General features: G+C 70.8%; 18 protein-coding genes. 7 read left to right on the top strand and 11 right to left on the bottom strand.

Annotated elements, in window-relative coordinates:
• Positions 1-362 precede the first annotated feature (362 nt).
• A complete protein-coding gene (locus LRS14_RS09715; RefSeq protein WP_257799400.1) occupies positions 363-5780 on the bottom strand; it encodes a YDG domain-containing protein in 5418 nt (1805 codons plus the stop codon).
• A gap of 10 nt (positions 5781-5790) precedes the next feature.
• Positions 5791-7416: a ShlB/FhaC/HecB family hemolysin secretion/activation protein gene (locus LRS14_RS09710; RefSeq protein ID WP_257799399.1), complete on the bottom strand. Its 1626-nt coding sequence runs from the start codon at positions 7414-7416 to the stop codon at positions 5791-5793.
• Between the two features lie 315 nt (positions 7417-7731).
• Between LRS14_RS09710 and LRS14_RS30235 the strand changes: the two genes are divergently transcribed.
• The gene (locus LRS14_RS30235) at positions 7732-9693 is read left to right on the top strand and encodes a methyl-accepting chemotaxis protein (protein WP_310740817.1); all 1962 of its coding nucleotides are present in this window, start codon (positions 7732-7734) and stop codon (positions 9691-9693) included.
• A 25-nt stretch (positions 9694-9718) separates the two neighbouring features.
• Here the strand turns inward: LRS14_RS30235 and garD are convergent, their stop codons facing one another.
• On the bottom strand, positions 9719-11329 hold the full coding sequence (gene garD, locus LRS14_RS09695) for a galactarate dehydratase (protein WP_257799398.1): 1611 nt from the start codon (positions 11327-11329) through the stop codon (positions 9719-9721).
• Between the two features lie 7 nt (positions 11330-11336).
• A complete protein-coding gene (locus LRS14_RS09690) occupies positions 11337-12326 on the bottom strand; it encodes a tripartite tricarboxylate transporter substrate binding protein (RefSeq protein ID WP_257799397.1) in 990 nt (329 codons plus the stop codon).
• A gap of 178 nt (positions 12327-12504) precedes the next feature.
• On the opposite strand from LRS14_RS09690, the gene kdgD reads away from it, so the two are divergent.
• From kdgD to LRS14_RS09675, 3 genes are all read left to right on the top strand, one after another.
• Complete coding sequence (gene kdgD / locus LRS14_RS09685) at positions 12505-13416, top strand: 5-dehydro-4-deoxyglucarate dehydratase (RefSeq protein ID WP_046114210.1); 912 nt, start codon at positions 12505-12507, stop codon at positions 13414-13416.
• Between the two features lie 11 nt (positions 13417-13427).
• A complete protein-coding gene (locus LRS14_RS09680; protein ID WP_257800447.1) occupies positions 13428-14867 on the top strand; it encodes an aldehyde dehydrogenase family protein in 1440 nt (479 codons plus the stop codon).
• Positions 14868-14984: 117 nt separating this feature from the next.
• Positions 14985-15929 (top strand): 2-hydroxyacid dehydrogenase, encoded by a 945-nt coding sequence (locus LRS14_RS09675; protein ID WP_257799396.1) that lies wholly within the window; start codon positions 14985-14987, stop codon positions 15927-15929.
• 66 nt (positions 15930-15995) lie between these two features.
• On the opposite strand, the gene LRS14_RS09670 is transcribed toward LRS14_RS09675, so the two are convergent.
• On the bottom strand, positions 15996-16151 hold the full coding sequence (locus LRS14_RS09670) for a hypothetical protein (RefSeq protein WP_157039612.1): 156 nt from the start codon (positions 16149-16151) through the stop codon (positions 15996-15998).
• On the opposite strand from LRS14_RS09670, the gene LRS14_RS09665 reads away from it, so the two are divergent.
• Complete coding sequence (locus tag LRS14_RS09665; RefSeq protein WP_157039613.1) at positions 16126-17781, top strand: MFS transporter; 1656 nt, start codon at positions 16126-16128, stop codon at positions 17779-17781. The two genes, LRS14_RS09670 and LRS14_RS09665, sit on opposite strands and share 26 nt — an antisense overlap.
• A gap of 24 nt (positions 17782-17805) precedes the next feature.
• The gene (locus LRS14_RS09660) at positions 17806-17949 is read left to right on the top strand and encodes a hypothetical protein (protein WP_257799395.1); all 144 of its coding nucleotides are present in this window, start codon (positions 17806-17808) and stop codon (positions 17947-17949) included.
• Between the two features lie 90 nt (positions 17950-18039).
• On the opposite strand, the gene LRS14_RS09655 is transcribed toward LRS14_RS09660, so the two are convergent.
• From LRS14_RS09655 to LRS14_RS09630, 6 genes are all read right to left on the bottom strand, one after another.
• Positions 18040-18339, bottom strand: a complete 300-nt coding sequence (locus tag LRS14_RS09655; RefSeq protein WP_257799394.1) for a hypothetical protein — start codon at positions 18337-18339, stop codon at positions 18040-18042.
• 90 nt (positions 18340-18429) lie between these two features.
• Positions 18430-19719 (bottom strand): TRAP transporter large permease, encoded by a 1290-nt coding sequence (locus LRS14_RS09650; protein WP_046114214.1) that lies wholly within the window; start codon positions 19717-19719, stop codon positions 18430-18432.
• A gap of 16 nt (positions 19720-19735) precedes the next feature.
• Positions 19736-20167 carry a TRAP transporter small permease gene (locus tag LRS14_RS09645; RefSeq protein ID WP_046114259.1) on the bottom strand — a complete coding sequence of 144 codons (432 nt, stop codon included), beginning with the start codon at positions 20165-20167 and terminating at the stop codon, positions 19736-19738.
• A gap of 243 nt (positions 20168-20410) precedes the next feature.
• Positions 20411-21382, bottom strand: coding sequence for a TRAP transporter substrate-binding protein (locus LRS14_RS09640; protein ID WP_046114215.1), 972 nt, complete (start codon positions 21380-21382; stop codon positions 20411-20413).
• Positions 21383-21422: 40 nt separating this feature from the next.
• Positions 21423-22295, bottom strand: a complete 873-nt coding sequence (locus LRS14_RS09635; RefSeq protein WP_257799393.1) for an SMP-30/gluconolactonase/LRE family protein — start codon at positions 22293-22295, stop codon at positions 21423-21425.
• A complete protein-coding gene (locus LRS14_RS09630) occupies positions 22292-23119 on the bottom strand; it encodes an NAD(P)-dependent oxidoreductase (protein WP_046114217.1) in 828 nt (275 codons plus the stop codon). Before LRS14_RS09630 ends, LRS14_RS09635 begins: the two co-directional genes overlap by 4 nt.
• A 359-nt stretch (positions 23120-23478) precedes the next feature.
• Here LRS14_RS09630 and LRS14_RS09625 point away from each other — a divergent pair, with 359 nt between their 5' ends.
• On the top strand, positions 23479-25266 hold the full coding sequence (locus tag LRS14_RS09625) for a pectate lyase (RefSeq protein WP_232315403.1): 1788 nt from the start codon (positions 23479-23481) through the stop codon (positions 25264-25266).
• The last annotated feature ends 117 nt before the right edge of the window (positions 25267-25383 follow it).

Below are 25383 nucleotides of genomic sequence, written 5' to 3'. Positions count from 1 at the left end.
CGGGTTGAGCGGCCGCCTTCCGAGCGGCCGGGCGGCGGCCGCTGCCGTGGAGCACCCGGTCCCGTGCATGCACGGGCCGACCCGCCGAGCGGGTTGAGCGGCCGCCTTCGGAGCGGCCGGGCGGCGGCCGCTGTCATGGAGCACCCGGTCCCGTGCATGCACGGGCCCACCCGCCGAGCGGGTTGAGCGGCCGCCTTCGGAGCGGCCGGGCGGCGGCCGCTGTCATGGAGCACCCGGTCCCGTGCATGCACGGGCCCACCCGCCGAGCGGGTTGAGCGGCCGCCTTCGGAGCGGCCGGGCGGCGGCCGCTGCCGTGGAGCACCCGGTCCCGTGCATGCACGTGCCCACCCGCCGAGCGCCGGTCAGCGCCCGAGTTCGCGCTTCTCGAACAGGTAGTCGCCGCCGGCGGTGTGGCTGCTGGAAGAGAAGGCCCCGTATTGCGGGCGCTGGGGCAGCTCGCGGGCGACCGCGAAGCGCACGCGCTCGAACACGTTGCCGCCGGGCTGCCAGGTGGGCACCTGCTGCAGCGTGCGCATCAGGTTCCAGGCAAAGGTGCTGTGGCCTTCTTTGCCGGCATCGAACACCGGCTCGTTGCCGCCCGAGGACATGACCACCGCCGTGCGGCGTGACAGCACCTGCGCCGGGTCAAGGGCGCTGGTGGCCGCGCGGATGCGGGCGTCGGACACCAGGGTGCCCGAGTAGCAGCTGTCCGAGATCAGGGCCACCTGGCTGGCGCCCAGGCGCTCCACCGCGCGGCCGATGTCGGCATTGCTGATCCAGGTCTCGGGCCGCGTCGCGTCGGCGTCGGCCGGCTGCCAGTAGCCTTCCCCGGTGGCAGGCACCACCGCGCCATGGCCGGCGTAGTAGATGACCACGGAATCATCCGGCCCGGCCTCGGTGGCCAGGCGGTTCAGCGTGCGCATCACGGTGTCCTTGCTGGCGTTCTCGATGACCAGCGTCTCGTAGCCCAGCGCGGACTGCATCAGCGCACCCACGGCACGTGCGTCGCTGGCCGCGTTGTCCAGCTGCGGGATGCGGCCGTCGGCATAGCGGTCGGTGCCGATGAGCACGGCGAGCTTGCGCTGGATCTGCGGCAGCGCGGCGTTGCGCACCGTGGCGCGGGCCGGGAACAGCGGCGCGGGCAGGGCCGGCGCCGCCGCCTGCAGCACCGGGGAGGGCGGAGCCACCGGGGCCGGCGCGGCAGGTGCCGGCGCAGGCGCAGGTCCGGGCGCAGGCGCCTCGGGCACTGCGGCCGGCGCTCCGGCCTGGGCGGCGCGTGCGGCGCGGATCTCGTCGCGCTGCTTCACGGTGATCATGCAGATGCCGCTTTCGGCCTGCTCCGGCGTCTCGCAGGCCTTCACGTCCGCCGCCTGCGGATTGCGGCTGAGCTGGGCCAGCGCATCCGAGAAGATCTGCTGCTTGAGCCGGTCGCGCGAGGCCAGCAGCGTGGCCAGCGCCTCCTGGGACAGCGCGCCCACCGGCACGGTGCCGAAGCGCGGCGTGCTGGCGGGGCCGGGCACCAGCGCCTGCGTGGCGTCCAGCGCGCGGTTCTGCAGCGGCACGGGCACCACCGGCGGCTGCTGCAGCACCACGGCCAGCACCCGCGCCAGCTCCTGCGGCGCCGCCTGCTGCAGCGGCGTGGTGGCTTCCACTGGCGGCGCGCTGGGCGGCGGCGGGGCGGGCGGTTCGGCCGGCGGTACCACGGGAGGCACCACGGGCGGTGCCACCAGCGTCAGTGCGAGCGCATTGCCCTCGGCCTGGGTGAAGCGGTAGTTGCGGGCGGACAGGCCGCCGCCTTCGATGGCATAGCGTCCGGCGGGCGAAGTGCTGCCGGCCGGGCTGCTGAACTGCAGCGTGCCGCTGGTGGCATTGCCCAGGTTCTCGCCTTCGATGAAGCCGCTGACCTGGCCGGTGAAGGCCGGCAGCACGCTGCCGGCGGCCGCGGTCACCGGGTCGGCCAGGTAGGTCAGGGTGCGCAGGCCGATCTCGGCGGTGGTGGTGAGCGAGCCCGGCACGCTGTAGTTGGCCACCCGGCCACTGCTGCCATCGGCGGCCGAAACGCTCACCAGCACCGTCTTGCCTGCGCCGGCATTGGCGTCGCTGAAGCGACCGCTGGTGCTGAAGGCCAGCTGCTCGCCCTCCACCAGCCCGGACACGCCGGCCAGGCTGACGTTGGCCACGTCGGTGCCGTCGTACAGCTTGCCGTCGGCCAGCACGTTGAGCGTGAGCGGCCGCGGCGTGATGCGGGCGGTGGTGCTGGCGCTGCTGCTGGCCAGCTGGTAGTCGCTGGCGCGGCCGCCGGCGCCGTCGGCCAGCCCCAGGCTCACCGTCACCGGCTTGCCGGTGCCGGCATTGGCATCGGCGAAGCGGGCATCCAGCGTGAGGTCGAGCGCCTCGCCCTCCACCAGGCCCACCAGACCGCCGGCCGTGGCAGTGGTGGTGGTCAGGCCGTCGTACACCTTGTCGGCCGCGGTCACGCCCGACACGCTCAGGGTGCGCGGCGTGATGCTGCCGGTCAGGCCGGCGCTGCGGTAGCCGTACACCGGCTTGCCCGCGGCGTCGGTGGCGCTGATCAGCGCGCTGTCGGCGGTGATGGCCTTGCCGGTGCCCGCACGGGCATCGCTGTACAGGGCGGTGCCCGAGCCCACCTGCAGCTGGTCGCCCGCCAGCGCGCCGCTGCCCAGCAGCACCGCGCCCGGCGCCAGCAGGACCGAGGCCGAGCCGTCGTACACCTTGCTGATGCTGCCGCTGAGGGTGACGACCGGCGCCACCGAGAACAGCAGCCCGTTGCCGCTGCCCAGCACCGTGGGCGCATCGCCGAACACCGCGTCGTACTGGCGGAAGTCGTGCGCCAGGTTGCCGGCATCGAAGCCGGCGGACGGGTTGCTTGCATAGACAAGCCAGCGGCCGTTGGTGGCCTGCAGCGCCGGGCTGGCCGCGCCATGGCTGAAGCGGTCGGCATTGCGCCCGCCGCTGCCGGCAATGACGATGGCATCGCCCGCCGCGCCCGCGCTCACGCTGGCGCTGTCGGCCAGCGTCACGCCCGCGGCCAGCAGGCGCACCGTGCTGTCGGTGGAGACGAAGCTGGCGTCCGCCAGCGTGATGTCGCCCGCCAGCGATTCCAGCGTGACGGCCGTGGCCTGGCCGCTGAAGTTGACGGCGCTGCCGCCGGCCAGGGTGATGTCGCGCTGCGCCTGCATCAGCAGGCTGGTGGGCGCACCGTTGATGGAAGCCGAGTTGAAGAAGCCGCCATCGGCATCCAGCATGTCGATGCCGCCGGTGGAGGTGATGCTGGCGGTGCCGCCGTTGGGCACGGCCACCTGCGCGCCGACGATGCCCAGCCGGTGCTCGCCGCTGCCCAGTGCCTGCAGGCTGAGCGAGGCCGCGCCGCCGGCCGACACGATGGCGCCGCCGTAGCCGTCGGAGGCCAGCAGCAGCGAGTAGCCTCCGTCGGCCGAATCCAGCGTGCCCTGCACCAGCAGGCTGGCCTGGTTGCCGGCGCTGATGCTGCCGCTGCCGTTCTCGGCCTGCGCATACACGCCCTGCGCCACCACGGGCGTGCTGGAGGACGCCGCGCCCTGCAGCGTGGCCGTGCCGACGATGCCGAGCGACGCGCTGGCATCGGGCGCGGGCGGCTGCACGCTCACCTGCGCGCCCACGATGCCCACGCCGGCCACCAGGCTGGCGCGCTGCGGATCGGTGCCGGTGGGGTCGGTGGCGCCCAGTGCCTGGCCCTGGATGCTGAGCGACTGCGTGGCCACCAGGCTGCCGCCATCGATGAACACGCCCTGGCGGAAGTTGCCGCCGTCGACCCAGCCCTGCACCGTGATGTTGCGGGCCGACAGGTTGCTGCCGTCCAGCAGCACGCCGCCGGTGGTGCTGCTGGCCACCGCCGAGGCGCCGCGCAGCGTGATGCTGCCGCTGCCGGCGGTGAGCGTGCTGCCGAACACGTCCACGCCGTAGGCGAAGTCCGAGTCCACGCCCACCGCGCCGGCAAAGGGCGCGTTGCCCTGCGGCCCGGTGGCCACGCCGTTGCCGCCCAGCAGCAGGTTGCCGTTGTTGGTGTTGAGGGTGCTGCTGCCGACCACGATGGAGCCGGCGCCGCCGTCCTTGGCCGCGTTGAACGTGATGTCCAGCGGCGCGCCGGTCGCGCTGATGGTGGAGCCCGACAGCTGGATGTTGCGGTGCGCATTCAGCGTGAGCGACACCGGCGAGTTCAGCGCCGGCGCGATGGTGGCGCCGAACATGCGGATGCTGCCTTCCTCGCTGTTGCTGCCGCCGGTGCCGGTGGTGATGCTGACGTTGTTGCCCGCCTCCAGCGCGGTGCGGATGGTCAGGGTGGAGATCTGCGCCGCGTCATCGGTGCTGGTGAAGTCGGGGTTGCCGACGATCTGCGTGTCGCTGACGTTGTCCGCGATCTCGATGTCGTTCGGGTCCAGCAGCCAGGTGCCGGCGCGCCCGCGCGGCGCCTGCACCGTGACCGCCGCGGGCCGCGCGTCCAGCCAGCCACCCGAGGTTTCCACCAGGCCGCCATGGCCACCCATCGGCCCGCCGGTGGCGCTGAAGCGGCCATAGGCGCGGGTGGCCAGATCGGACCACACGACGATGCGTCCGCCATCGCCCGCACCGGTGGCGTCGGCCGCCAGCAGCGCGCCGGGGGCGATGAAGGCCGCCTGCGCATGCGGCACGCCGGGATCGCGGCCCTGGGCGCCGCCGCCCACCAGCAGCTCGCCGCCGCCGGCGTGGCCGGAGGCCTCCAGCACGCCGCCGTCCAGCACCGCCACGTGGCGGCCCAGCAGCCGCAGCTGGCCGCCGCCGCCCGCGCTGCCGGTGACGGCCGCGGTGCCGGCCACCAGCGCCGTGCCTTGCGCGCCCGCATCCAGCGTGATGCGGCCGCCGCTGCCGCCGCTGGCACTGCTGTGGCTGCCGGCGCCCAGCTGCAGCTGCTGGCTGGCCTGCAGCACCAGCTCGCCACCGGGGCCGGCCGCCAGGGCATCGGCCCGCATCACGCCCTGCTGGTTGACGATGGCGGCCTGCACGTCGATGCGGCCGGCCGGCGCGATCACCTGGCCCAGGTTCAGGGCCTCGCCGGCCGGTGCGGCCACGCGCAGCGCCAGATGGGGCGCCTGCGTGTCCACCAGCTCGATCTCCTGCCCGGCGGCCAGCATCACCTGTCCGCCGGGCGCTTCGATCAGGCCTTCGTTGGCCACGCCCGCGGCCGACGCCAACAGCGCCACCCGCCCGCCGGAGGCGGTGCGCAGCGCGCCCTGGTTGACGATGCGGCCTTCGCCGGCCAGCGTGTCGGCCGCGCCGAAGCGGTAGCGGCCGGCCAGGAAGTCGGCGTCGCCCAGGTTCAGCGTGGACACCACCAGCCCCGCCACGTCCACCCGCGCGCCGGCACCGAACAGCACGCCGTGCGGATTCAGCAGCCACACCTTGCCGTTGCTGGTGAGGCTGCCCAGGATGGCCGAGGGATCGGCGCCGGTGATGCGGTTGAGCACCTGGCTGGCGGCGCTGGCCTGGTCGAAATGCACCGACTGCTGCGCGCCGATGGAGAAGCTGCGCCAGTTCAGGATGGCATTGGGGCTGTTGCGCACCGTCATCTGCTGGCCGGCGGTGGTGGCCGCGGCCTGGCCGTGCACCACCTGCAGGCCGCTGGGCAGGGCCTGCGCCTGCAGTGCGGCCGGGCCGGCCAGGCTCAGGGCCAGCGCCATGGCCAGCGGATGCGGGCGGGCGCGCAATGCGGAGCCGCGGACGGATGGGAGCGGGAGGCGGGCCATGGTGTGTCCTTCAGAAGCTGGTGCTGACGGCCACATGCGCGCGCAAGTCGTGGCGGTCGGTCTGCGGGGCGGCCTTCAGGGCCTGGGCGACATGCAGCGTGCCCTGCCAGCGGCCCAGCGCGGCGCGCAGGCCCAGGCCCCAGGCGCGCAGGCTGCATTCGTCGCGGCCCTCCTCACAGGGCAGGCCGCGGCGGTTGCCCACCCAGCCGGCGTCGAAGAAGCCCAGCGCCCGCACGGTGGCGTCGGCGCCGCCGGCCAGCAGCTCGGGGCCCAGCAGTTCCAGCGCCGCCTGCAGGCCGCGGTCGCCGGCCAGCTCGCGCTCGCGGTAGCCACGCACCGAGCCCGCCCCGCCGATGCCGAACTGCTCGCCCGGCACCATCGCCTGGTTGGTGAACTGGCCCGCTGCGCGCAGCTGCAGGTTCCAGCCTTCATAAGGTGAAGCGCCCAGCTGCAGCGTGCTGCGCAGCGCGGTGAAGCGGGGCTGGGCGCCTTCGCGCACCGCCTCGAAGCGGCTGCTGCGGGCCCGGCCGCCACCCAGCTGCAGGTTGTGGTGCAGGCCGACCGACAGGCCATAGGCCAGGGCGCCGCCGCGCTGCAACGAGTACTCCAGCGAGACCGGCTGCACCGAGACGCTCTCGCCGGCCGAGCCGCAGGCACCCTCGGGCAGGCCGGCAATGCGGCAGCTGTTCAGGTAGGCGCGGTAGTCCAGGCCCAGCGCCAGCCGCTGGTCGGCCTCGCCCCAGCGGGGCAGCAGCAGCGTGGCGCGCACACCGGCCAGGCGGCCGCGGCCGGCAAAGCTCAGCGGACCCACCACGGTGGTGGTGGTGCCGCCGTCCACGTCGGACCAGGCGGCATAGGCATCGACGAAGGTGTGTCGCGCATACAGCGGCAGCCGGTAGCTGCCGCTGAGCACCTTCACCGCGCTGGGCTTGTCCGGTGCCGTCTGCGCATTGAGGGTGAGCACGTCGTCGCGGTCGCTCAGGTTGGCGTGCTGCCAGCCCAGCCCGGCGCGCAAATGGCCGGTGCGCCGGTTGCCGCGGTTGTCCAGGCTGGCCGTCCACCGCTGCAGCGGCTGCTCGCTGACCACGATGCGTGCATCGGTCTCGCCCGGCGCCGCGCCGGGCTGCAGCAGCACCTGCAGCTGCTTGGCCGGGTTCTCGTTGGACATGCCGATCTGCGTGTCCAGCGCCTGCAGCCGCGGCGTGCTGCCCGGCACCAGTGCGGGCAGGCCGGCGCGCACGTTGTCGGCACTGAACTGCTTCTGGCCCTCGATCGCCACCCGCGCCAGCCGGCCCTCCACCACGGTAATGCGCACCACGCCGTCGGCCTGCTGCTGCGGCGGCACGAAGGCCACCACGCCGCCATAACCCGCCTGGGCATACAGGGCCTGCAGCGCGGCTGCCGCCGCCTGCAGCTCCGCCACGCTGCGCTGGCCGGCATGGGGCGCAAGCACGGCGTCGATGCGCTCGGCCGGCAGCAGCGTGTTGCCCTCCACCCGGAAACCGCTGACCTGCAGCCGCGGCGCCTCGGCAGCGGCCGGGGCCGACGCCACGGCCGGCGGTGCACCGGCCGTCTGGGCGCCCGCGGCGCCGGCCAGGGTGGCCAGCAGGCCGGCCTGCAGCGCCGTCGGCAGCATGGCGCGGCGCCAGCGCGGCAGGGGGAGAGGGGGTTGCTCATGCCGTCCTTTCAGTGGCCCTCCACGAGGGGCGGCAGAGGATACGCCCGCGGTGACAAAACGTTCATCCCGAAGAACACGCAGGCTGCAGGTCGGCAGAGGCGATGCCTGTGCGCCACATAAGTCGGTTCGAAGATGCGCAAACCACCCGAAATCGCGGTTCAAGTTCCCGCGGCATGCTGTCGTTATCACCTGGTGAGCGGTACGCGCGCTGTGCCTGTGGAATGCCCGTCGGTGTTCGAGCCTGCGCGTTGTTGGCCGCCGGGAGTGCTTTCCATGCGTTTCGCTGACCTCAGCATCCGGAAAAAACTGTTGGCCGCTTTCGGGCTGCTGATCCTCATCGGGCTGGTGCAGGGCGTGCTGGCCCTGCGTGGCCTGACCAAGGTGCAACACGAGAACACCCAGCTGGCCGACAACTGGCTGCCCGGCGTGGAGCGGCTGGGCGACCTGCGCAACGACCTGATGGCCTACCGCATCAACCGCCTGCGCATCGTGGTGCGGGTGGAGGACACCGGCGGCCTGCCTGCGCTGCTGTCGGAGGCGCAGGCCCTCCAGGCCGAGGTGGAGAAGCACCGCCGGGCCTATGCGGCCCTGGTGAGCAGCCCCGAGGAGCAGGCCGGCTACGACGCCTTCGTGGCCGCCTGGGAGCGCTATGCCGGACTGCACGCCGAGGTGGAACGCCTGGCCAAGGCCGGCGACGAAAACGGCCTGGAAGCCCTGCTGGTGCAGTCGGGCGCGGTGTTCGACCAGACGGCGCTGGCGGTGAAGAAGCTGGTGGAGATCAACACCCAGGGTGCCGAGGCCAGCGCCGCCGCCGGCAGCAAGGCGTTCAGCCTGGCGCGCTGGGAGCTGCTGGTGGCCGGGCTGGGCTCGCTGCTGGCGGGCATCAGCGTGGCGATGGTCCTGTCGGGCCGGCTGTCGCGCACCGCAGAGCAGGCGGTGACGGAGGCCGGGTGCATGGCCAACGGCGACCTGAGCCGCACCATCCCCGCGGGCAGCCGGGACGAGCTGGGCCGCCTGCTGACTGCCCTGGCCGACATGCAGGCCAAGCTGCGGGGCATCGTCGCCGGCGTGCGCCATGGCGCGGATGGCGTGGCCACCGCCAGCGCGCAGATTGCCGCCGGCAACAGCGACCTCAGCGCCCGCACCGAGCAGCAGGCCAGCGCGCTGCAGCAGACGGCCGCGTCGATGGAGCAGCTGTCCAGCACGGTCAAGCTGAATGCCGACAACGCGCAGCAGGCCAACCAGCTGGCGCTGAATGCCTCCGAGGTGGCCCGCCAGGGCGGCGACGTGGTGGACCGGGTGGTGGAGACGATGCGCAGCATCGACGATTCCTCGCGCCAGATCGCGGACATCATCGGCACCATCGACGGCATCGCCTTCCAGACCAACATCCTCGCGCTGAATGCCGCGGTGGAGGCGGCGCGCGCCGGCGAGCAGGGCCGCGGCTTTGCCGTGGTGGCCGGCGAGGTGCGCAGCCTGGCGCAGCGGGCGGCCGAGGCGGCGCGCCAGATCAAGACGCTGATCGCCACCAGCGTCGAGCGGGTGGAGCATGGCAGCGCGCTGGTTAACAACGCCGGCGCCACCATGGGCGAGGTGGTGCAGGCCATCCAGCGGGTGACCGACATCGTGGCGGAGATCAGCGCCGCCAGCCGCGAGCAGGCCTCCGGCGTCACCCAGGTGGGCGAAGCGGTGACGCAGATGGATCGCGCGACGCAGCAGAACGCGGCGCTGGTGGAGGAGAGCGCCGCGGCGTCGGAAAGCCTGCGCAGCCAGGCCAGCCAGCTGGTGCAGGCGGTGGCGGTGTTCCGGCTGGCGCACGGCGACGCCGCCGCGCCGCCAAGCCCGGCCGGTGCGCCGGCAGCGGCGGCCAGGCCCGCGGCCACGCCGGTTGCCAAGCCGGCCGCCGCGCCTGCACCCACCACCGCTGCCAAGACGGCGACGGCCACCGCCGCCCAACCCGCGCCGGTTGCCGCGTCCTCGCTGTCGGGCAAGCGCAGCGCCGCCACGCCGACCGCGGCGCCGGGCAAGGGCAAGGCGCCCGCGTTGGCCAAGCGGCCGGCGCTCGTGCGCCCCGCGCCGCGCGCGCCGGCCGTGCCGGTGGCCGCCAAGCCCGCGGCCGATGGATCGAGTGCCGCGCCGGCTAAGTCGGCACCTGTCCAGCCGCCGGCGAACCCGGCGCCCCAGCCGGCACGCGCCGCCGCCACGGCTGACGACGGCGACTGGGAAACCTTCTAGGCGGGCCGCGGCGCCGGAAGCCTGCTCAGGTCACCGGCGCCGGGTTGAAGAGCACCAGCGCGTTGTGCAGCTTCCAGTGCTCGGCCCAGGTCTTGCGGCCGCTCGCCACGTCCAGCATCAGCCGGAACATCTCCCAGCCCACCTCCTCGATGGTCTTGTCGCCGGTGGCGATGCGGCCGGCGTCCACGTCCATCAGGTCATGCCAGCGGCGGGCCAGGTCGCTGCGCGTGGCCACCTTGATCACCGGCACCTGCGCCAGGCCGTAGGGCGTGCCGCGGCCGGTGGTGAACACATGCAGGTTCATGCCGGCGGCCAGCTGCAGCGTGCCGCAGATGAAGTCGCTGGCCGGCGTGGCTGCGTACAGCAGGCCCTTGCCACGCGCTTTCTCGCCGGGCGACACCACGCCGGAGATCGGCGCTGAACCGCTCTTGACGATGCTGCCCATCGCCTTCTCGACGATGTTGGACAGCCCGCCCTTCTTGTTGCCCGGCGTGGTGTTGGCACTGCGGTCCACCCGGCCGCGGGCCAGGTAGGCGTCGTACCAGGCCATCTCGCGGATCATGGCCTCGGCCACTTCCGGCGTGGTGGCGCGCGAGGTGAGCTGGGCGATGCCGTCGCGCACCTCGGTCACTTCCGAGAACATCACCGTGGCGCCGGCGCGCACCAGCAGATCGGTGCAGAAGCCCACCGCCGGGTTGGCCGTCACGCCGGAGAAGGCGTCGCTGCCGCCGCACTGCACGCCCACCACCAGCTCGCTGGCCGGCACCGTCACGCGGCGGCGGGCATTCAGCCGCTCCAGGTGCAGCTCGGCCTGGCGCATCACCGAGTCGATCATCGACATGAAGCCGACGTGCGCCTCGTCCTGCAGGCACACCACGTCCAGCTTGGGCTCGGCGGTCTCGCCGATGTCGGCCACGTTGCGTTCGTCCACCAGCGCAATGGTGCCGGGCGGCAGCAGGCGCTCGGGCTGCAGCTTCTCGCAGCCCAGGCTCACCACCATCACCTCGCCGCCGAAGTTGGGATTGAGGCTGATGTTGCGCAGCGTGCGGATGGGGATGACCGCATCGGGCGCGTCGATGGCCACGCCGCAGCCGTAGCCGTGCTCCAGAGCCACCACGTCGTCCACGTTGGGATAGCGCGGCAGCAGCTCGGCCTTGATGCGCTGCACCGCGAAGTCGGTGACGCCGGCCACGCACTGCACCGTCTGCGTGATGGCCAAAATGTTGCGCGTGCCCACCGAGCCGTCGGCATTGCGATAGCCCTGGAAAGTGAAGCCTTCCAGCGGTGGCTGCGGCTCCGGCTTCACGGTGGCGATGGGCAGGTCGTCCAGCGAGCGTGCCTCGGGCATGCGCAGCAGCCGCTCGTGCACCCAGCGGCCGGCCTCGATGGGCTGCGCGGCGAAGCCGATGGCCACGTCGTAGCGGCGCACCGCATCGCCTTCGGCCAGGTCCACCAGCGCCACCTTGTGGCCCTGCGGCACCTGGTCGCGCAGCACCAGGCCCGAGGGCAGCACCGTGCCCGGCGGCAGGCCGCCGTCGTTGGCGACGATGGCCACGTTGTCGCGCGGGTGCATGCTGATGAGCAGCGGCGGTCGCGCCGCCGCGCCGGCCTGCGCCGGTGTCTTGCTGTCTGCCATCACTTGTCTATTCAACCTTGACGTTGCCGTCCTTGACGATGCGCGCCCACTTGGCCTGTTCGCCGCGCTGGAAGGCGCCGAACTGCTCGGGCGTGTTGGGCGTGTACTCCAGGCCCAGGCCGTCGATGCGGGCCTTGGTCTCGGGCTGGGCCACGATCCTGGCCAGCTCGGCATTGAGCTTGCTCACGATGGCAGGCGGCGTGCCGGCCGGCGCATACAGGGCCTGCCAGCTGGCCACGTCGAAGGTGGCGATGCCGGCTTCCTGCATCGTGGGCACGTCGGGCAGCACCGCGCTGCGCTTGGCCGAGGTGACGGCCAGCGCCCGCACCTTGCCGGCCTTGATCTGCGGCAGCGCCACCAGCGCGGTCTCGAAGCTCATCGGGATCTGGCCGCCCATCACGTCCTGGATGGCGGGAGCGCTGCCCTTGTAGGGCACATGGGTGAGGTTGACGCCGGCCAGCAGCTTGAAGGTCTCACCCGACAGGTGCTGCGAGGTGCCTTGGCCGGCGGAGGCGAACTGCAGCGAGCCCGGCCGCGCCTTGGCAGCGGCCACCAGCTCGGCCACCGTCTTGAAGGGCTGGTCCGGGCCCACCAGCAGCACGTTGGAGATGCTGCCCAGCAGCATCACCGGGGCAAAGTCCTTGGCCGCGTTGTAGGGCATCTTGGGCAGCAGCGCCGGGTTGATGGCATGGGTGGCGATGGTGCCGAGCAGCAGGGTGTAGCCGTCGGGCGCAGCCTTGGCCACGCTGTCGGCGCCGATCACGCCGCCGGCGCCGGCCTTGTTCTCTATCAGCACCGTCTGCTTGAGCGACGCCTGCAGCTGCGCGCCCAGGGTGCGCGCCAGCACGTCGGACGTGCCTCCGGCCGCAAAGGGCACCACGATGCGGATGGGCTTGGCCGGCCAGTCGTCCTGGGCTGAGGCGGGCAGCGCTGCCAGCGAACCGAGGGCCGCCAGGGTGCCGGCAAGGGCGGCGTGGAAGAACGATGAAACAGCCATGTCGTCTCCGGAACAGATCAGTTGTCGTACAACATATTGCGGCGTGTGACGTCGGCCGTCAAGCTGCGGCGTCTACGTACGCGCTACGCGGAAGTACGGATACCGTTAACACTTGCGGGCCGACCTGGGCGTGTTGTACGATGACCGACAACACTGACACCCTCACACCGGAGCATCCATGAGCCCCCAGGAACTCAAGCAAGCAATGTCGTCGGGCCTGCTGTCGTTTCCGCTGACCGATTTCAGCGCCGACCTGAAGTTCGACCCGCGCGGCTATGCCCAGCGCCTTGAATGGCTGATGCCCTACGGCGCCACGGTGCTGTTCGCGGCCGGCGGCACGGGTGAGTTCTTCTCGCTGGAGCCGGTGGAGTTCAGCCAGGTGATCAAGGTGGCTTCCGAGACCTGCCGCGGCCAGGTGCCCATCGTCGCCGGTGCCGGCGGCGGCACCACGCTGGCCATCCGCTATGCGCAGGAGGCCGAGCGTGCCGGCGCGCAGGGCATCCTGCTGCTGCCGCATTACCTGACCGAAGCCACGCAGGACGGCCTGTTCCAGCATGCCAAGGCGGTGTGCGACAGCGTGAAGATCGGCGTCATCGTCTACAACCGCGGCGCCTCGCGCTACAGCCCCGAGACGCTGCAGCGCCTGGTGGACGCCTGCCCGAACATGGTGGGCTACAAGGACGGCGTGGGCGACATCGAGAAGATGGTCGGCGTGCGCCGCGCCCTGGGCGACCGCGTGGCCTACCTGGGCGGCCTGCCCACCGCCGAGGTGTATGCCGCCGCCTATGCGGCGCTGGGCGTGCCGGTGTATTCGTCGGCCGTCTTCAACTTCATCCCGCGCACCGCGATGGAGTTCTACAACGCGCTGGCGTCGGGCGACACCGCCACCACCGAGCGGCTGATCGACAGCTTCTTCCTGCCCTACTTGGCCATCCGCAACCGCGGCGAGGGCTATGCGGTGAGCATCGTGAAGGCCGGTGCCACCATCGTCGGCCACGGCGCCGGCCCGGTGCGCCCGCCGCTGAGCGACCTGAAGCAGGCCGAGTTCGACGAGCTGAAGGCCCTGATCGCCACCCTGGGCCCGCAATGAGCGAGACCGCCATGCACAAGAACTGGATCGGCGGCGAGTGGGTGCCCGGCGCCCGCACCAGCCGCAACATCAACCCGTCCGACACGCGCGACCTGATCGGCGAATACGCGCAGGCCGATGCCGCGCAGGCGAAGCAGGCCATCGCCGCCGCGCATGCCGCCGCGCCGGCCTGGGGCCTGAGCACGCCGCAGCAGCGCTTCGACGTGCTGGACGCCGCGGGCGCCGAGATCCTGGCGCGCAAGGCCGAGCTGGGCGACCTGCTGGCCCGCGAGGAAGGCAAGACGCTGCCCGAGGCCATCGGCGAGGTGGTCCGCGCCGGCAACATCTTCAAGTTCTTCGCCGGCGAGGCCCTGCGCGCCAGCGGCGACCTGCTGGCCTCGGTGCGCCCCGGCGTGGGCGTGGAGGTCACGCGCGAACCGGTGGGCGTGGTGGGCCTCATCACGCCGTGGAACTTCCCCATCGCCATCCCGGCCTGGAAGATCGCCCCGGCGCTGGCGCACGGCAACGCGGTGGTGTTCAAGCCGGCCGACCTAGTGCCGGGCTCGGCCTGGGCGCTGGCCGAGATCCTGTCGCGCAGCGGCCTGCCGGCCGGCGTGTTCAACCTGGTGATGGGCCGCGGCTCCGAAGTGGGTGCGGTGCTGCTGGACGACCCGCGCGTCACCGCCATCAGCTTCACCGGCTCGGTGGCCACCGGCCAGCGCGTGGCCGCCGCCTGCGTGGCCCGCATGGCCAAGTTCCAGCTGGAGATGGGCGGCAAGAATCCCTTTGTGGTGCTGGACGATGCCGACCTGGACGTGGCCGTGGCCGCGGCGGTCAACAGCGGCTTCTTCTCCACCGGCCAGCGCTGCACCGCGTCGTCGCGCCTCATCGTCACCGAAGGCATCCACGACCGCTTCGTCGCCGCGGTGGCCGAGCGCATCAAGACCTTGAAGGTGGACGACGCCCGCAAGCCCGGCACCGACATCGGTCCGGTGGTGGACGAGAAGCAGCTGGGCCAGGACCTGGAATACATCGGCATCGGCCAGCAGGAAGGCGCCCGGCTGGTGGCCGGCGGCCAGGCCATCGCCACGAATGCCGACGGCGCGCCCGGCTTCTACCTGCAGCCCGCGCTGTTCGCCGACACCACGCCCGGCATGCGCATCAACACCGAGGAGATCTTCGGCCCGGTGATGAGCGTGCTGCGCGCAAAGAACTACGAAGAGGCGCTGCACCTGGCCAACGACACGCCCTTCGGCCTGGCCTCGGGCATCGCCACCACCAGCCTGAAGCACGCCACCCACTTCAAGCGGCATGCGCAGGCCGGCATGGTGATGGTGAACCTGCCCACCGCGGGCGTGGACTACCACGTGCCCTTTGGCGGCCGCAAGGGCAGCAGCTACGGCCCGCGCGAGCAGGGCCGCTATGCGGCCGAGTTCTTCACCACCGTGAAGACCGCCTACACCCAGGCCTGATGGCCAACGGCCCCGCCCGGCGGCATGATGCCGGGTGGCCGCGCTGCCCTGCCTTCGCAACCCCGGCGCCTCCCAGCGTGCGGGGTTTTTTCGCTTGCATCGAGTCAAGGAGTTCCGATGACCACACGACACCGCATCCTGCAGACGGGCCCGCTGATGCCGGGCCTGGAAGCCCGCCTGGCGGCCACCTACGAGCTGCACCGGCTGGACACCCAGCCCGACCCCGAGGCCTGGCTGGCCGAGCACGGCGAAGGCATCGTCGGCATGGCCACCTCCGCGGTGCACGGTTGCAGCGCGGCGCAGATCAAGGCGCTGCCTTCGCTGCAGGTGGTGTCCAGCTTCGGCGTGGGCCTGGACCGCATCGACCTGGATGCGGCAGGCCGGCGCGGCATCGCGGTGGGTTACACGCCTGACGTGCTGAACGACTGCGTGGCCGACCTGGCCATGGCCTTGATGCTGGACGTGGGCCGCGGCGTGAGCGCGGCCGACCGCTTCGTGCGCCGCGGCGAATGGGTGGAGCGCAAGTTTCCGCTGGGCCGCAAGGTCAGCGGCGCCCGGCTGGGCATCGTGGGCCTGGGCCGCATCGGCCGCACCATCGCCCAGCGCGCCACCGGCTTCGACATGCCCACCCGCTACCACAGCCGCAACCCGGTGGCCGGCGTGCCCTGGGGTTACGAGCCGATGCTGCATGAACTGGCCCGCTGGGCCGACTTCCTGGTGGTCATCACCGCCGGCGGCGCAGGCACGCACCACCTGATCGACGCGCAGGTGCTGGAGGCACTGGGCCCGGACGGCTTCCTCATCAACGTCTCACGCGGCAGCGTGATCGACGAGCAGGCGCTGGTGAAGGCGCTGCAGGAAGGCCGCATCGCCGGCGCGGGGCTGGACGTGTTCGACCGCGAGCCGCATGTGCCCGGCGAGCTCATGCAGCTGGACAACGTGGTGCTGCTGCCCCACATCGCCAGCGGCACGCAGGAGACGCGCACCGCCATGGCCGACCTCACCTTCGACAACCTGGCAGCCTTCTTCCGCGAAGGGCGGGTGCTGGCCTCGGCCCGCTGAGCTCGGCTTCTACAGGTTTGTACCAACAGCACTTGCCCGAAGACGGGCCGCCGCAGGCCCGCCACGTCAGCTTTCCGTCAGCCACCGCTTTGACAGTCCGCCCACGCCGGGCATGTTGTGATCCGGCGCAACGCAGGAGACTTTCATCATGGCGATGGCAGGGACGGCCGGCACCAAGCCGGCAGCAAACACGCCGATGACCGCGGAGGAGAAGAAGGTCATCTTCGCCTCCTCGCTGGGCACGGTGTTCGAGTGGTACGACTTCTATCTCTACGGCTCGCTGGCGGCCATCATCGCCAAGCAGTTCTTCAGCGCGCTGGACCCGACGTCGGCCTTCATCTTCGCGCTGCTGGCGTTTGCCGCCGGCTTCCTGGTGCGGCCGTTCGGCGCGCTGGTGTTCGGCCGCCTGGGCGACATGATCGGGCGCAAGTACACCTTCCTGGTCACCATCCTGATCATGGGCCTGTCCACCTTCATCGTGGGTGTGCTGCCCAGCTATGCCACCATCGGCGTGGCCGCGCCGGTGCTGCTGATCGCCCTGCGCATGCTGCAGGGCCTGGCACTCGGCGGTGAGTACGGCGGTGCCGCCACCTACGTGGCCGAGCATGCGCCGCACGGCAAGCGCGGCGCGTACACCTCGTGGATCCAGACCACGGCCACGCTGGGCCTGTTCCTGTCGCTGATGGTCATCCTGGGCACCCGCACCGCGCTGGGCGAGGAAGCCTTCGCCGACTGGGGCTGGCGCATCCCGTTCCTGCTGTCCATCTTCCTGCTGGGCATCAGCGTGTGGATCCGGCTGTCGATGAACGAGTCGCCCGCCTTCAAGAAGATGAAGGAGGAGGGCAAGACCTCCAAGGCGCCGCTGAGCGAGTCCTTCGGCCAGTGGAAGAACCTGAAGATCGTGATCCTGGCGCTGATCGGCCTGACGGCCGGCCAGGCGGTGGTCTGGTACTCGGGCCAGTTCTATGCGCTGTTCTTCCTGACCGCGGTGCTGAAGGTGGACGGTGCCACCGCCAACATCCTGGTGGGCATCGCGCTGCTGCTGGGCACGCCGTTCTTCGTCATCTTCGGCACGCTGAGCGACAAGATCGGCCGCAAGCCCATCATCATGGGTGGCCTGCTGCTGGCCGCGCTGACCTACTTCCCGCTGTTCCAGGCCCTCACCGCCGCGGCCAACCCCAAGCTGGCGGCGGCCCAGTCCTCGGCCCAGATCAGCGTGACGGTGGACCCGGCGCAGTGCTCCTTCCAGGGCAGCCCGATCGCCCGTGAGGTGGACTTCACCACCGGCTGCGACATCGCCAAGCGGACGCTGGCGCAGGCCTCGGCCAGCTATGAGACGGTGGCCAGCCCGGGCGCACCGGCCACGGTGAAGATCGGCGAGAAGGTGCTGCAGGTGCCCACCGGCACGTTGACGGCCGGCGGCCACAAGTTCGACGAGGCCAGTGCCAAGAGCATCGCCGCCTTCAAGAAGGAAGTGGCCGACGCGATGAAGGCTGCCGGCTACCCGGCCAAGGCCGATCCCATCCCGTTCGGCTCCAGCCAGTGGTTCACCGTGGTGGGCATCCTGTTCATCCTGGTGCTGTACGTGACCATGGTGTACGGCCCGATCGCGGCCATGCTGGTGGAGATGTTCCCGACCCGCATCCGCTACACCTCGATGAGCCTGCCGTACCACATCGGCAACGGCTGGTTCGGCGGCCTGCTGCCGTCCATCAGCTTCGCGATGGTGGCGCAGAACGGCAACATCTACTACGGCCTGTGGTACCCGATCGTGATCGCGGTCATCACGCTGGTGATCGGCATGCTGTTCGTGCGCGAGACCAAGGACGTGGACATCTACGCCAACGACTGACCCGACGACGAGGCACGACGACACATGTGGAAGATTCTCCTGGGCTTCGTGGTCTTCGCCGCGGTCGCCATCTGGGTGCTGAGCACCGCCGGCGGCAGCATCGACATGGGCGGCGAGAAGCACGGCATCGACACCGCCCACCCGCCGGCCTCGGCGGCGTCGCAGTAAGGCGCTGAGGCCGGCAGGTTGCCGGCCACAAGCAGCAAGGCCCCGGGGCGCAAGCGCCGGGGCCTTTTTTCTTGGCGGCGGCCCGCGCGGCTACGCCACCGTCACCGCCACCAGCCACACCCCGGCCAGCAGCAGATGCACCCGGCCGCGATCCTGGCAGCGCTGCACGGCCGCAAACAGCAGCAAGTTGATTGGCAGCGGGCTGAAGTGCACCAGGGCCACCGTGGCGGTGGAGGCGTCGCGGGCCATCAGCGCGAGCGCGGCCAGCGTGGTGAACAGGTTCAGCAGCGTGCCCGCGCCCAGCATGTCGCGCCACAGCACCCGGCGCACCGGCGCCTCGCCGCGCCAGCGGAGCGTGATGAAGGACCTGGATGGAGTAGGCGGGGCCATGGCGTGGAGTGTGCCGGGGCTTCGCACGCCAACAAGAAAAAAGCCCCGCGGTACAAGCCGCGGGGCCGGGATCTCAACGTGCCGAGCGCCTCAGCGGAACATGTTCGGCAGCCACAGCGAGAAGGCGGGCACGTAGGTCACCAGCATCAGGCAGGCGGTGAGCGCCCCGTAGAAGGGCAGGATGCTTCGCATCACCTCCCCGACCGATACACCCCCGATCGCACAGCCCACGAACTGCGTGGTGCCCACCGGCGGCGTGTTCAGGCCCAGCGCGCAGTTGATCAGCATCATGATGCCGAACTGCACCGGGTCCATGCCGAAGTGCTGGGCGATGGGCAGGAAGATCGGCGTGCAGATCAGGATGGTGGCCGCCATGTCCAGGAAGGTGCCCAGCACGAACAGCAGCACGTTGATCATCAGGAAGATGACCCACGGGCTGGTGGTCACCGACTGCATCAGCTCGCCCGTCTTCTGCGGCACCTCGTACAGCGCCATGAAGTAGCCGAAGGCCGACGAGATGCCCATCAGCAGCAGCACCACGCCCGTGGTCTTGCAGGCCTTGGCGCAGGCCTTGAGGAAGTTCTCGAAGCTCAGCGTCTTGTAGACCAGCGCGGTGACCAGCAGCGCCCAGAACACCGCGGTGGCGGCCGACTCGGTGGCGGTGAAGATGCCCGACAGGATGCCCGCCAGGATGATCACCACGATCAGCAGCCCCGGCAGCGCGCCCAGGAAGCTCCACACCACCTCGCGCCAGCCCGGGAAGCGGCCATGGATGGCATAGCCGCGCTTGACGGCCACGTAGTAGGCCGCGGCCAGGTTGCAGATGGTGAGGATCAACGCCGGGATCACGCCCGCCAGGATCAGGCTGAACACGCTGACCGAGGCGATGCCGGTGGTGGCCAGGGTGAAGATGATGAGGTTGTGCGATGTGGGCATGAGCGCGCCCACCAGCGCCGCATGGGTGGTCACGTTCACCGCATAGTCGGCGTCGTAGCCTTCCTTCTTCATCAGCGGGATCATCACCGAGCCCATGGCCGACACGTCGGCCAGCGGCGAGCCGGCCACGCCGCCGAACAGGGTGCAGCCCAGCACGTTGCTCATGCCCAGGCCGCCGCGCACATGGCCCACCAGGCTGTTGGCAAAGCGCACGATGCGGTCGGCGATGCCGCCGTACAGCATCAGCTCGCCCGCGAACACGAAGAACGGGATGGCCAGGAAGGAGAAGATCTGCATGCCGCCGACCATCTTCTGGAAGACGATCGCCACGGGCATGCCCGCATACAGCACGGTGGCCACCGAGGCCAGCCCGATGGAGAACGCCACGGGCACGCCAAGCAGCAGCAGTGCCGCGAAGCTGATGGAAAGAACGGTCAGTTCCATGAGGGGGCTCCGGGGCTCAATGCCAGGCAGGCAGCACGTCTTCGCCGGCGATCAGCGCCAGGATGTGCTCGATCGAAAACATCACGATGAGGGCGCCCGCCACCACCAGCGCCAGGTAGTCCAGGCCCACCGGCACGCCCAGCATGGGCTTGATGTCGGTCCACTTCATCACCGCCCAGGTCCAGCCGCTCCAGCTCATGATCCCGCCGAACAGCGCCACCAGCGCATGGATCAGGATCTCGATCTTCAGCCGCGCCGCATCGGGCAGCAGCGCCACCAGCGATTCCAGGCCGATGTGGCCGGCATCGCGCACGCCCACGGCCACGCCCAGCGCGGTGACGTACAGCACCAGCTGCAGCGCCAGGCCCTCGGCCCAGGTGGGCGTGTCGTTGAACACGTAGCGGCCGATCACCTGGTACTGCACGCACAGGATGATGGCCAGCAGCATCAGCACCGCGCCGATCAGGCTGGCCTTGGACAGCGCGGCGCACAGCCGGTTGTAGAGATGGTGCGCCGCGGGTCGCGGCGTGGGCTGGGGATCGGTGGCGGGGGCCACCGGGGCGGCGACGGCCGCGGTGGAAGCGGCATGCGCGACGGGGGAACCGGCGCGCCCGTGGGCGGCAGGGCGGTGTTCATGGGCATCCTCTGGGGCGGGCGGCCGCCCCGCAGGCCGCGGGGCGCCGCCGGGGCGTCACTTGTTGTCCTGCACGGCCTTGACCAGGCGCTTCAGGTCGGGCGTGGTGATGAACTTGGCGTACACCGGTGCCATCACCTGCTGGAACGAGGCCTTGTCCACGCCATCGACGATGGTGGCGCCGGCGGCCTTGACGGTGGCCAGCGACTTGGCCTCCTGCTCGTCCCACTTCTTGCGCTGGAAAGCCACCGATTCCTTGGCGGCGGCGCGGAACATGTCCTGCTCGGCCTTGGGCAGCTTGTCGAAGATGACCTTCGACATCACCAGCATCTCCGGCGCCATCGAGTGCTCGGTGCGCGAATAGAACTTCACCGCCTCGTAGTGCTTGAAGCCTTCGTACGACGGGATGTTGTTCTCGGCCGCGTCGATCAGGCCGGTCTTCAGGCCGGTGTACACCTCGCCGATGGGAATCGGCGTGGCGTTGGCGCCCATGGCCGAGATCAGCGACACCCACAGGTCGGACTGCTGCACGCGGATCTTCATGCCCTTGGCATCGGCCACGCTCTTGACGGCCTTCTTGCCGTAGATGCTGCGCGCGCCGCTGTCGTAGAAGGCCAGCCCGACCATGCCTTCGCTCTCGCAGCCCTTGAGGATCTCCTCGCCGATGGGGCCGTCCAGCGTCTTGCGCATGTGCTCGATGGAATCGAACAGGAAGGGCATGGTGGGCACCAGCGTCTTCGGGCAGATGGAGTTCAGCGCGCTGATGTTCACGCGGTTCATCTCCAGCGCGCCGATCTTCACCTGGTCGATGGTTTCCTTCTCGGTGCCCAGCGCGCTCTTGTTGAAGACCTTGATCTTGTACTTGCCGTTGCTCTGCTTGTCGAGCACGTCGCTCATGTAGCGCACGGCCGCCACGGTGGGGTAGTCGTCGCTGTTGTGCACGTCGGCCGAGCGGAACTCGCGGGCGTTGACGGCCGGGGCGATGGCGGCGGCGCCGATCAGCGCGGCCAGCAGCAGTGTCTTGCGCATGGGTCAGTCTCCTGTGGGAATGGGGGCGTGGGCCGGTTCTTCAGGCCCGGTAAGGCGCTTCGGGCAGCCCCTTGGCGCCCGGGCGATCGACGAACAGCGCTCCGGCCAGCGTCGCCTGTTCCGGCGGTGGCGTGGCGGGGCGGATCGATGTGACGTACAGCTCGTCCAGCGCGGCGCCGCCAAAGGCGCACATCGCGGGCTTGGCCACCGGCACGGCGATGGAGCGGTCGAGCCGGCCATCGGGCAGGAAGCGGTGCACCAGGCCGGCATCGTTGGCGCAGATCCAGTAGGCGCCCTCGGCATCCACCGCGGCGCCATCGGGACGGCCGGGGTGCTGCGTGAAGTCGATGAACTCGCGGCGGTTGGACGGCGTGCCGTCCTCGTCCAGGTCGAAGGCCCACACCTTCTGCACGCTGGGATGCGAGTCCGACAGGTACATGGTGCGGTTGTCGGGGCTGAAGCCCAGGCCGTTGGGCGTGATGAAGCCTTCCAGCACCTTGACCAGGCCGCGGCCGTCATACCGGTACAGCGCGCCGGCATCGCTGGCCAGGCTCATGTCGCGCACCATGGTGCCGGCCCAGAAGCGGCCGGCGCGGTCGGTACGGCCGTCGTTGAAGCGCATGTTCTCGTGCGCATGCTCCACCACCTCGATGCGGGCGGTGTCCATGGTGCCGTCGTCCTGCGGCTGCAGGCGCCACAGGCCCGTCTCCATCGCGGCCAGCAGCCCGCCCTGCGCATGCAGCGCGATGCAGCCGGTGCGCTCGGGCGTGGCCCAGCTCTGGGTGCGGGCGGTGGCCGGGTGGTGGCGGTGCAGCCAGCGGCCGTCGATGTCCACCCACCACAGCACCTGCTCGGCGGGAGACCACACCGGGCTTTCGCCCACCTGGTCGCGCAGGTCGGATACCGGCTTCATTCGAAAGGCCCCGTGCGCACGAAGGGGCCGCCCTGGAAGACGTTGGCCGGGTCGCTGAGGTCGGGCCGGGGATCGGCCGCCTCCACCTTGGCACGGAAGGGTTCGGAGCTGTCCTGCGGGCGGTAGCCCAGGTGCTGGCCGTACTTGTTGTCGTAGAAGCGGGTGTGGTTGTCGGAGATGCCGAACAGGATGCTGTGGCCCACCACCGGCGCCGTCAGGCTGGCCACCACCAGGCGCTCCAGGTCGTCGTAGCTCATCCAGGTGGCCAGCATGCGGCGGTTGCGCGGCTCGGGGAAGCTGGAGCCGATGCGCACGCACACGGTCTCGATGCCGTGGCGGTCCCAGTAGAAGCGCGACAGGCTCTCGCCAAAGGCCTTGCTCAGGCCGTACAGGCCGTCGGGGCGCATCGGGTCGCGGGCGTCGATGACCTCGTCCTGCCGGTAGAAGCCGGTGACGTGGTTGCTGCTGGCGAACAGGATGCGCTTGACGCCCTGCTTGCGCGCCGCCTCGTACAGGTTGTACAGGCCGACGATGTTGGCCTGCAGGATGGGTTCCCACGGCTGCTCGGTGGACACGCCGCCCAGGTGCACCACCGCATCCACGCCTTCCAGCAGCTGGTGCACGGCGGCGGCGTCTTCCAGGCGGGCGGGCATCAGTTCCTCGCGTTCGCCGGCGCTGCCCAGGTCGTTGATGTCGGACAGGCGCAGCACGTCGCAGTAGTGCGGCAGTCGGTGCCGCAACTCCTGGCCCAGGCCGCCGGCCGCGCCGGTCAGCAGCAGGCGCTTGAAGCGGATGGGTGATGGGGCGACCGGGGCAGTGGACATTGTCGGTTGTCAGTTGTCATACAACGGCCGCAATGGTCGATGAGCGGCCCAGCACTGTCAAGCGCGTGCCACGCAGGGTTTACCCGGCGCGGGCTCCGGGTGGCGGGCGGTGCGGCAAGCCAAGCCGCCGGCCCCAGCCTCTCGATTGCCGAGGGACCGGGCGCTGAAAGCGGCAGTTGTGACAGGCCGTACTCACTTGTTGACGCGTGCGCGGGCGGGCGCATGTGCGGGCGCGGTGGCACGCCGGGCGGCGGCTTGTGAAGCGGGGTTCCATCCGTGGTCCCGCATGGCGGCACTTGTACGATGACCTACGACACAACGACAGGGTTGCCCTGGGCAGCCCCACACAGGAGACCGAGATGCTGCGACGCCGTTCCTTCATGTTGTCCACGCTCGCGCCGGTGGCGCTGGCCGCCTGCGGCGGCAGCGACGACGACGACACCCCGCCGACCGACCCGGCGACCGACACCGCCGCCCAGGCCCGCGACGCGATGAAGCGTGCCGCGGTGTTCATGGACCAGACCGTGTCCTACCGCGGCGGCTACGTGTGGCAGTACCTGCCCGACCTCACCGTCACCTGGGGCGAGATGGAGGCCAAGCGCACCATGTGCTGGATCCAGCCGCCCGGCACGCCCACTGCCGGCCACGCGATGCTGGACGCTTACCACGCCACCGGCGACGAGACCTTCTACGCCGCCGCCGAGCGCACCGCGCTGGCGCTGATCGACGCGCAGCACCCGGCCGGCGGCTGGAACTACATCCACGACTTCGCCGGCGAAGAATCGCTGAAGCACTGGTACGAGACCATCGGCATCAACGGCTGGCGGCTCGAGGAGTTCCAGCACTACTACGGCAACGCCACCTTCGACGACGCCGGCACCGCCGTGTCCAGCCAGTTCATGCTGCGCATGTACCTGGAAAAGAAGGACCCGCGCTTCAAGGCCTCGGTGGACAAGGCCATCGGCTTCGTGCTGGCCGCGCAGTTCAGCGGTGGCATTGCCGACGGCGGCTGGCCGCAGCGCTTCCCGGCCGCGGCCAATGCCATCACCTCGATGCCGCAGCCCAATCCGCAGCTGCTGCCGGCCGGCGCCACGCAGGGCATGGAGGACGGCGACTACACCAAGCAGGTGACCTTCAACGACGACGTGGCCGGCGAGAACATCAAGTTCCTGCTCCTGTGCGTGAAGGGCCTGGGCCGCACCGACCTCGTCACGCCCATCCAGCGCGCCATGGAATGCCTGCGCCGGCTGCAGCAGCCCGGGCCGCAGGCCGGCTGGGGCCTGCAGCACCTGGCCGCCGACCAGGGCGGCCGGCCCGCGGGTGCGCCCGCCGGTGCCCGCAGCTACGAGCCGCGCGCGCTGGCCACGCACACCACGCAGACCAATGTGCAGCAGCTGTTCAACTACTTCCGCATCACCGGCGACCGCAACTACCTGGCCCGCGTGCCCGAGGCCATCGCCTGGCTGGAAAGCTGCAAGCTCACCGCGCAGCAGGTGGCCGAGAACCCGCTGCTGGGCGGCGGCCGCACCCATCCCACCTTCATCGAGCTGGGCACCAACCGCGCGCGCTTCGTGCACCGCTACGGCTCCAACATCTGGAACGGCGCCTACTACGTCGACTACGACCACCGCAACACGCCCAGCCACTACTCGGCCGGCCGCAACATCAACATCGCCGGCCTGCAGCGCACCTATGACGAGCTGGCCGGCATGAGCGATGCGGCCGTGGCCGAGATGGCCGCCCGTTCGCCGCTGAAGGTGACCGCCGCTGGCGAGCTGCCCAAGTACTTCTCGCTGCGCGAGGTGGACTTCCCCGACCTGATGACCGGCGCGGTGATGACGAGCCCCGTCGTGCCCGAGGCCGATGCCGCCGCGGTGATCGCCGACCTGGGCACCAAGAACCACTGGCTCACGCCGCTGTCCCAGGTGACCAACCCCTACCGCGGCAACGGCCCGGCCACCGAGTACGCGGGCGATGCCTACCGCAGCAAGCACGTGGGCGACGTGTACGACACCTCGCCCTACGACCCGCAGGACCCGCCGCTGGTGGCGCCCTACGCCAAGCGCGACCGGCCGCTCGGCATCAGCACGGCCGATTTCGTCAGCCGCATGGGCAAGCTCATCGCGTACGTGGCGCCGGTGAAGTAGGGTGTGGCACCGGCAACGGCTCAAGGCTGTTGTCGGTTGTCATACAACCCTGCACAATGCTGACGTGAAACTGCCCCAAACCTCCGTGAACCCTGCTGTGTCCCCTGGCGCCGACGG

Origin of the sequence: Aquincola sp. J276 (genome assembly GCF_024700035.1) — a bacterium.
Lineage (GTDB): Bacteria > Pseudomonadota > Gammaproteobacteria > Burkholderiales > Burkholderiaceae_C > Aquincola > Aquincola tertiaricarbonis.
Note: the sequence above shows the minus strand (reverse complement) of the source record. Positions and strands in the feature narration are given on the sequence as shown.

Excerpts from the sequence above, each read along its gene's own strand:
- LRS14_RS30235 (WP_310740817.1), top strand. The coding sequence starts at position 7,732 with ATGCGTTTCGCTGACCTCAGCATCCGGAAAAAACTGTTGGCCGCTTTC.
- LRS14_RS09715 (WP_257799400.1), bottom strand. The coding sequence starts at position 5,780 with ATGGCCCGCCTCCCGCTCCCATCCGTCCGCGGCTCCGCATTGCGCGCC.
- LRS14_RS09625 (WP_232315403.1), top strand. The coding sequence starts at position 23,479 with ATGCTGCGACGCCGTTCCTTCATGTTGTCCACGCTCGCGCCGGTGGCG.
- LRS14_RS09675 (WP_257799396.1), top strand. The coding sequence starts at position 14,985 with ATGACCACACGACACCGCATCCTGCAGACGGGCCCGCTGATGCCGGGC.
- LRS14_RS09710 (WP_257799399.1), bottom strand. The coding sequence starts at position 7,416 with ATGCTGCCGACGGCGCTGCAGGCCGGCCTGCTGGCCACCCTGGCCGGC.
- LRS14_RS09680 (WP_257800447.1), top strand. The coding sequence starts at position 13,428 with ATGCACAAGAACTGGATCGGCGGCGAGTGGGTGCCCGGCGCCCGCACC.
- LRS14_RS09655 (WP_257799394.1), bottom strand. The coding sequence starts at position 18,339 with ATGGCCCCGCCTACTCCATCCAGGTCCTTCATCACGCTCCGCTGGCGC.
- LRS14_RS09660 (WP_257799395.1), top strand. The coding sequence starts at position 17,806 with ATGTGGAAGATTCTCCTGGGCTTCGTGGTCTTCGCCGCGGTCGCCATC.
- garD (WP_257799398.1), bottom strand. The coding sequence starts at position 11,329 with ATGGCAGACAGCAAGACACCGGCGCAGGCCGGCGCGGCGGCGCGACCG.
- LRS14_RS09630 (WP_046114217.1), bottom strand. The coding sequence starts at position 23,119 with ATGTCCACTGCCCCGGTCGCCCCATCACCCATCCGCTTCAAGCGCCTG.
- kdgD (WP_046114210.1), top strand. The coding sequence starts at position 12,505 with ATGAGCCCCCAGGAACTCAAGCAAGCAATGTCGTCGGGCCTGCTGTCG.
- LRS14_RS09650 (WP_046114214.1), bottom strand. The coding sequence starts at position 19,719 with ATGGAACTGACCGTTCTTTCCATCAGCTTCGCGGCACTGCTGCTGCTT.
- LRS14_RS09665 (WP_157039613.1), top strand. The coding sequence starts at position 16,126 with ATGACCGCGGAGGAGAAGAAGGTCATCTTCGCCTCCTCGCTGGGCACG.
- LRS14_RS09645 (WP_046114259.1), bottom strand. The coding sequence starts at position 20,167 with ATGCTGCTGGCCATCATCCTGTGCGTGCAGTACCAGGTGATCGGCCGC.
- LRS14_RS09635 (WP_257799393.1), bottom strand. The coding sequence starts at position 22,295 with ATGAAGCCGGTATCCGACCTGCGCGACCAGGTGGGCGAAAGCCCGGTG.
- LRS14_RS09690 (WP_257799397.1), bottom strand. The coding sequence starts at position 12,326 with ATGGCTGTTTCATCGTTCTTCCACGCCGCCCTTGCCGGCACCCTGGCG.
- LRS14_RS09640 (WP_046114215.1), bottom strand. The coding sequence starts at position 21,382 with ATGCGCAAGACACTGCTGCTGGCCGCGCTGATCGGCGCCGCCGCCATC.
- LRS14_RS09670 (WP_157039612.1), bottom strand. The coding sequence starts at position 16,151 with ATGACCTTCTTCTCCTCCGCGGTCATCGGCGTGTTTGCTGCCGGCTTG.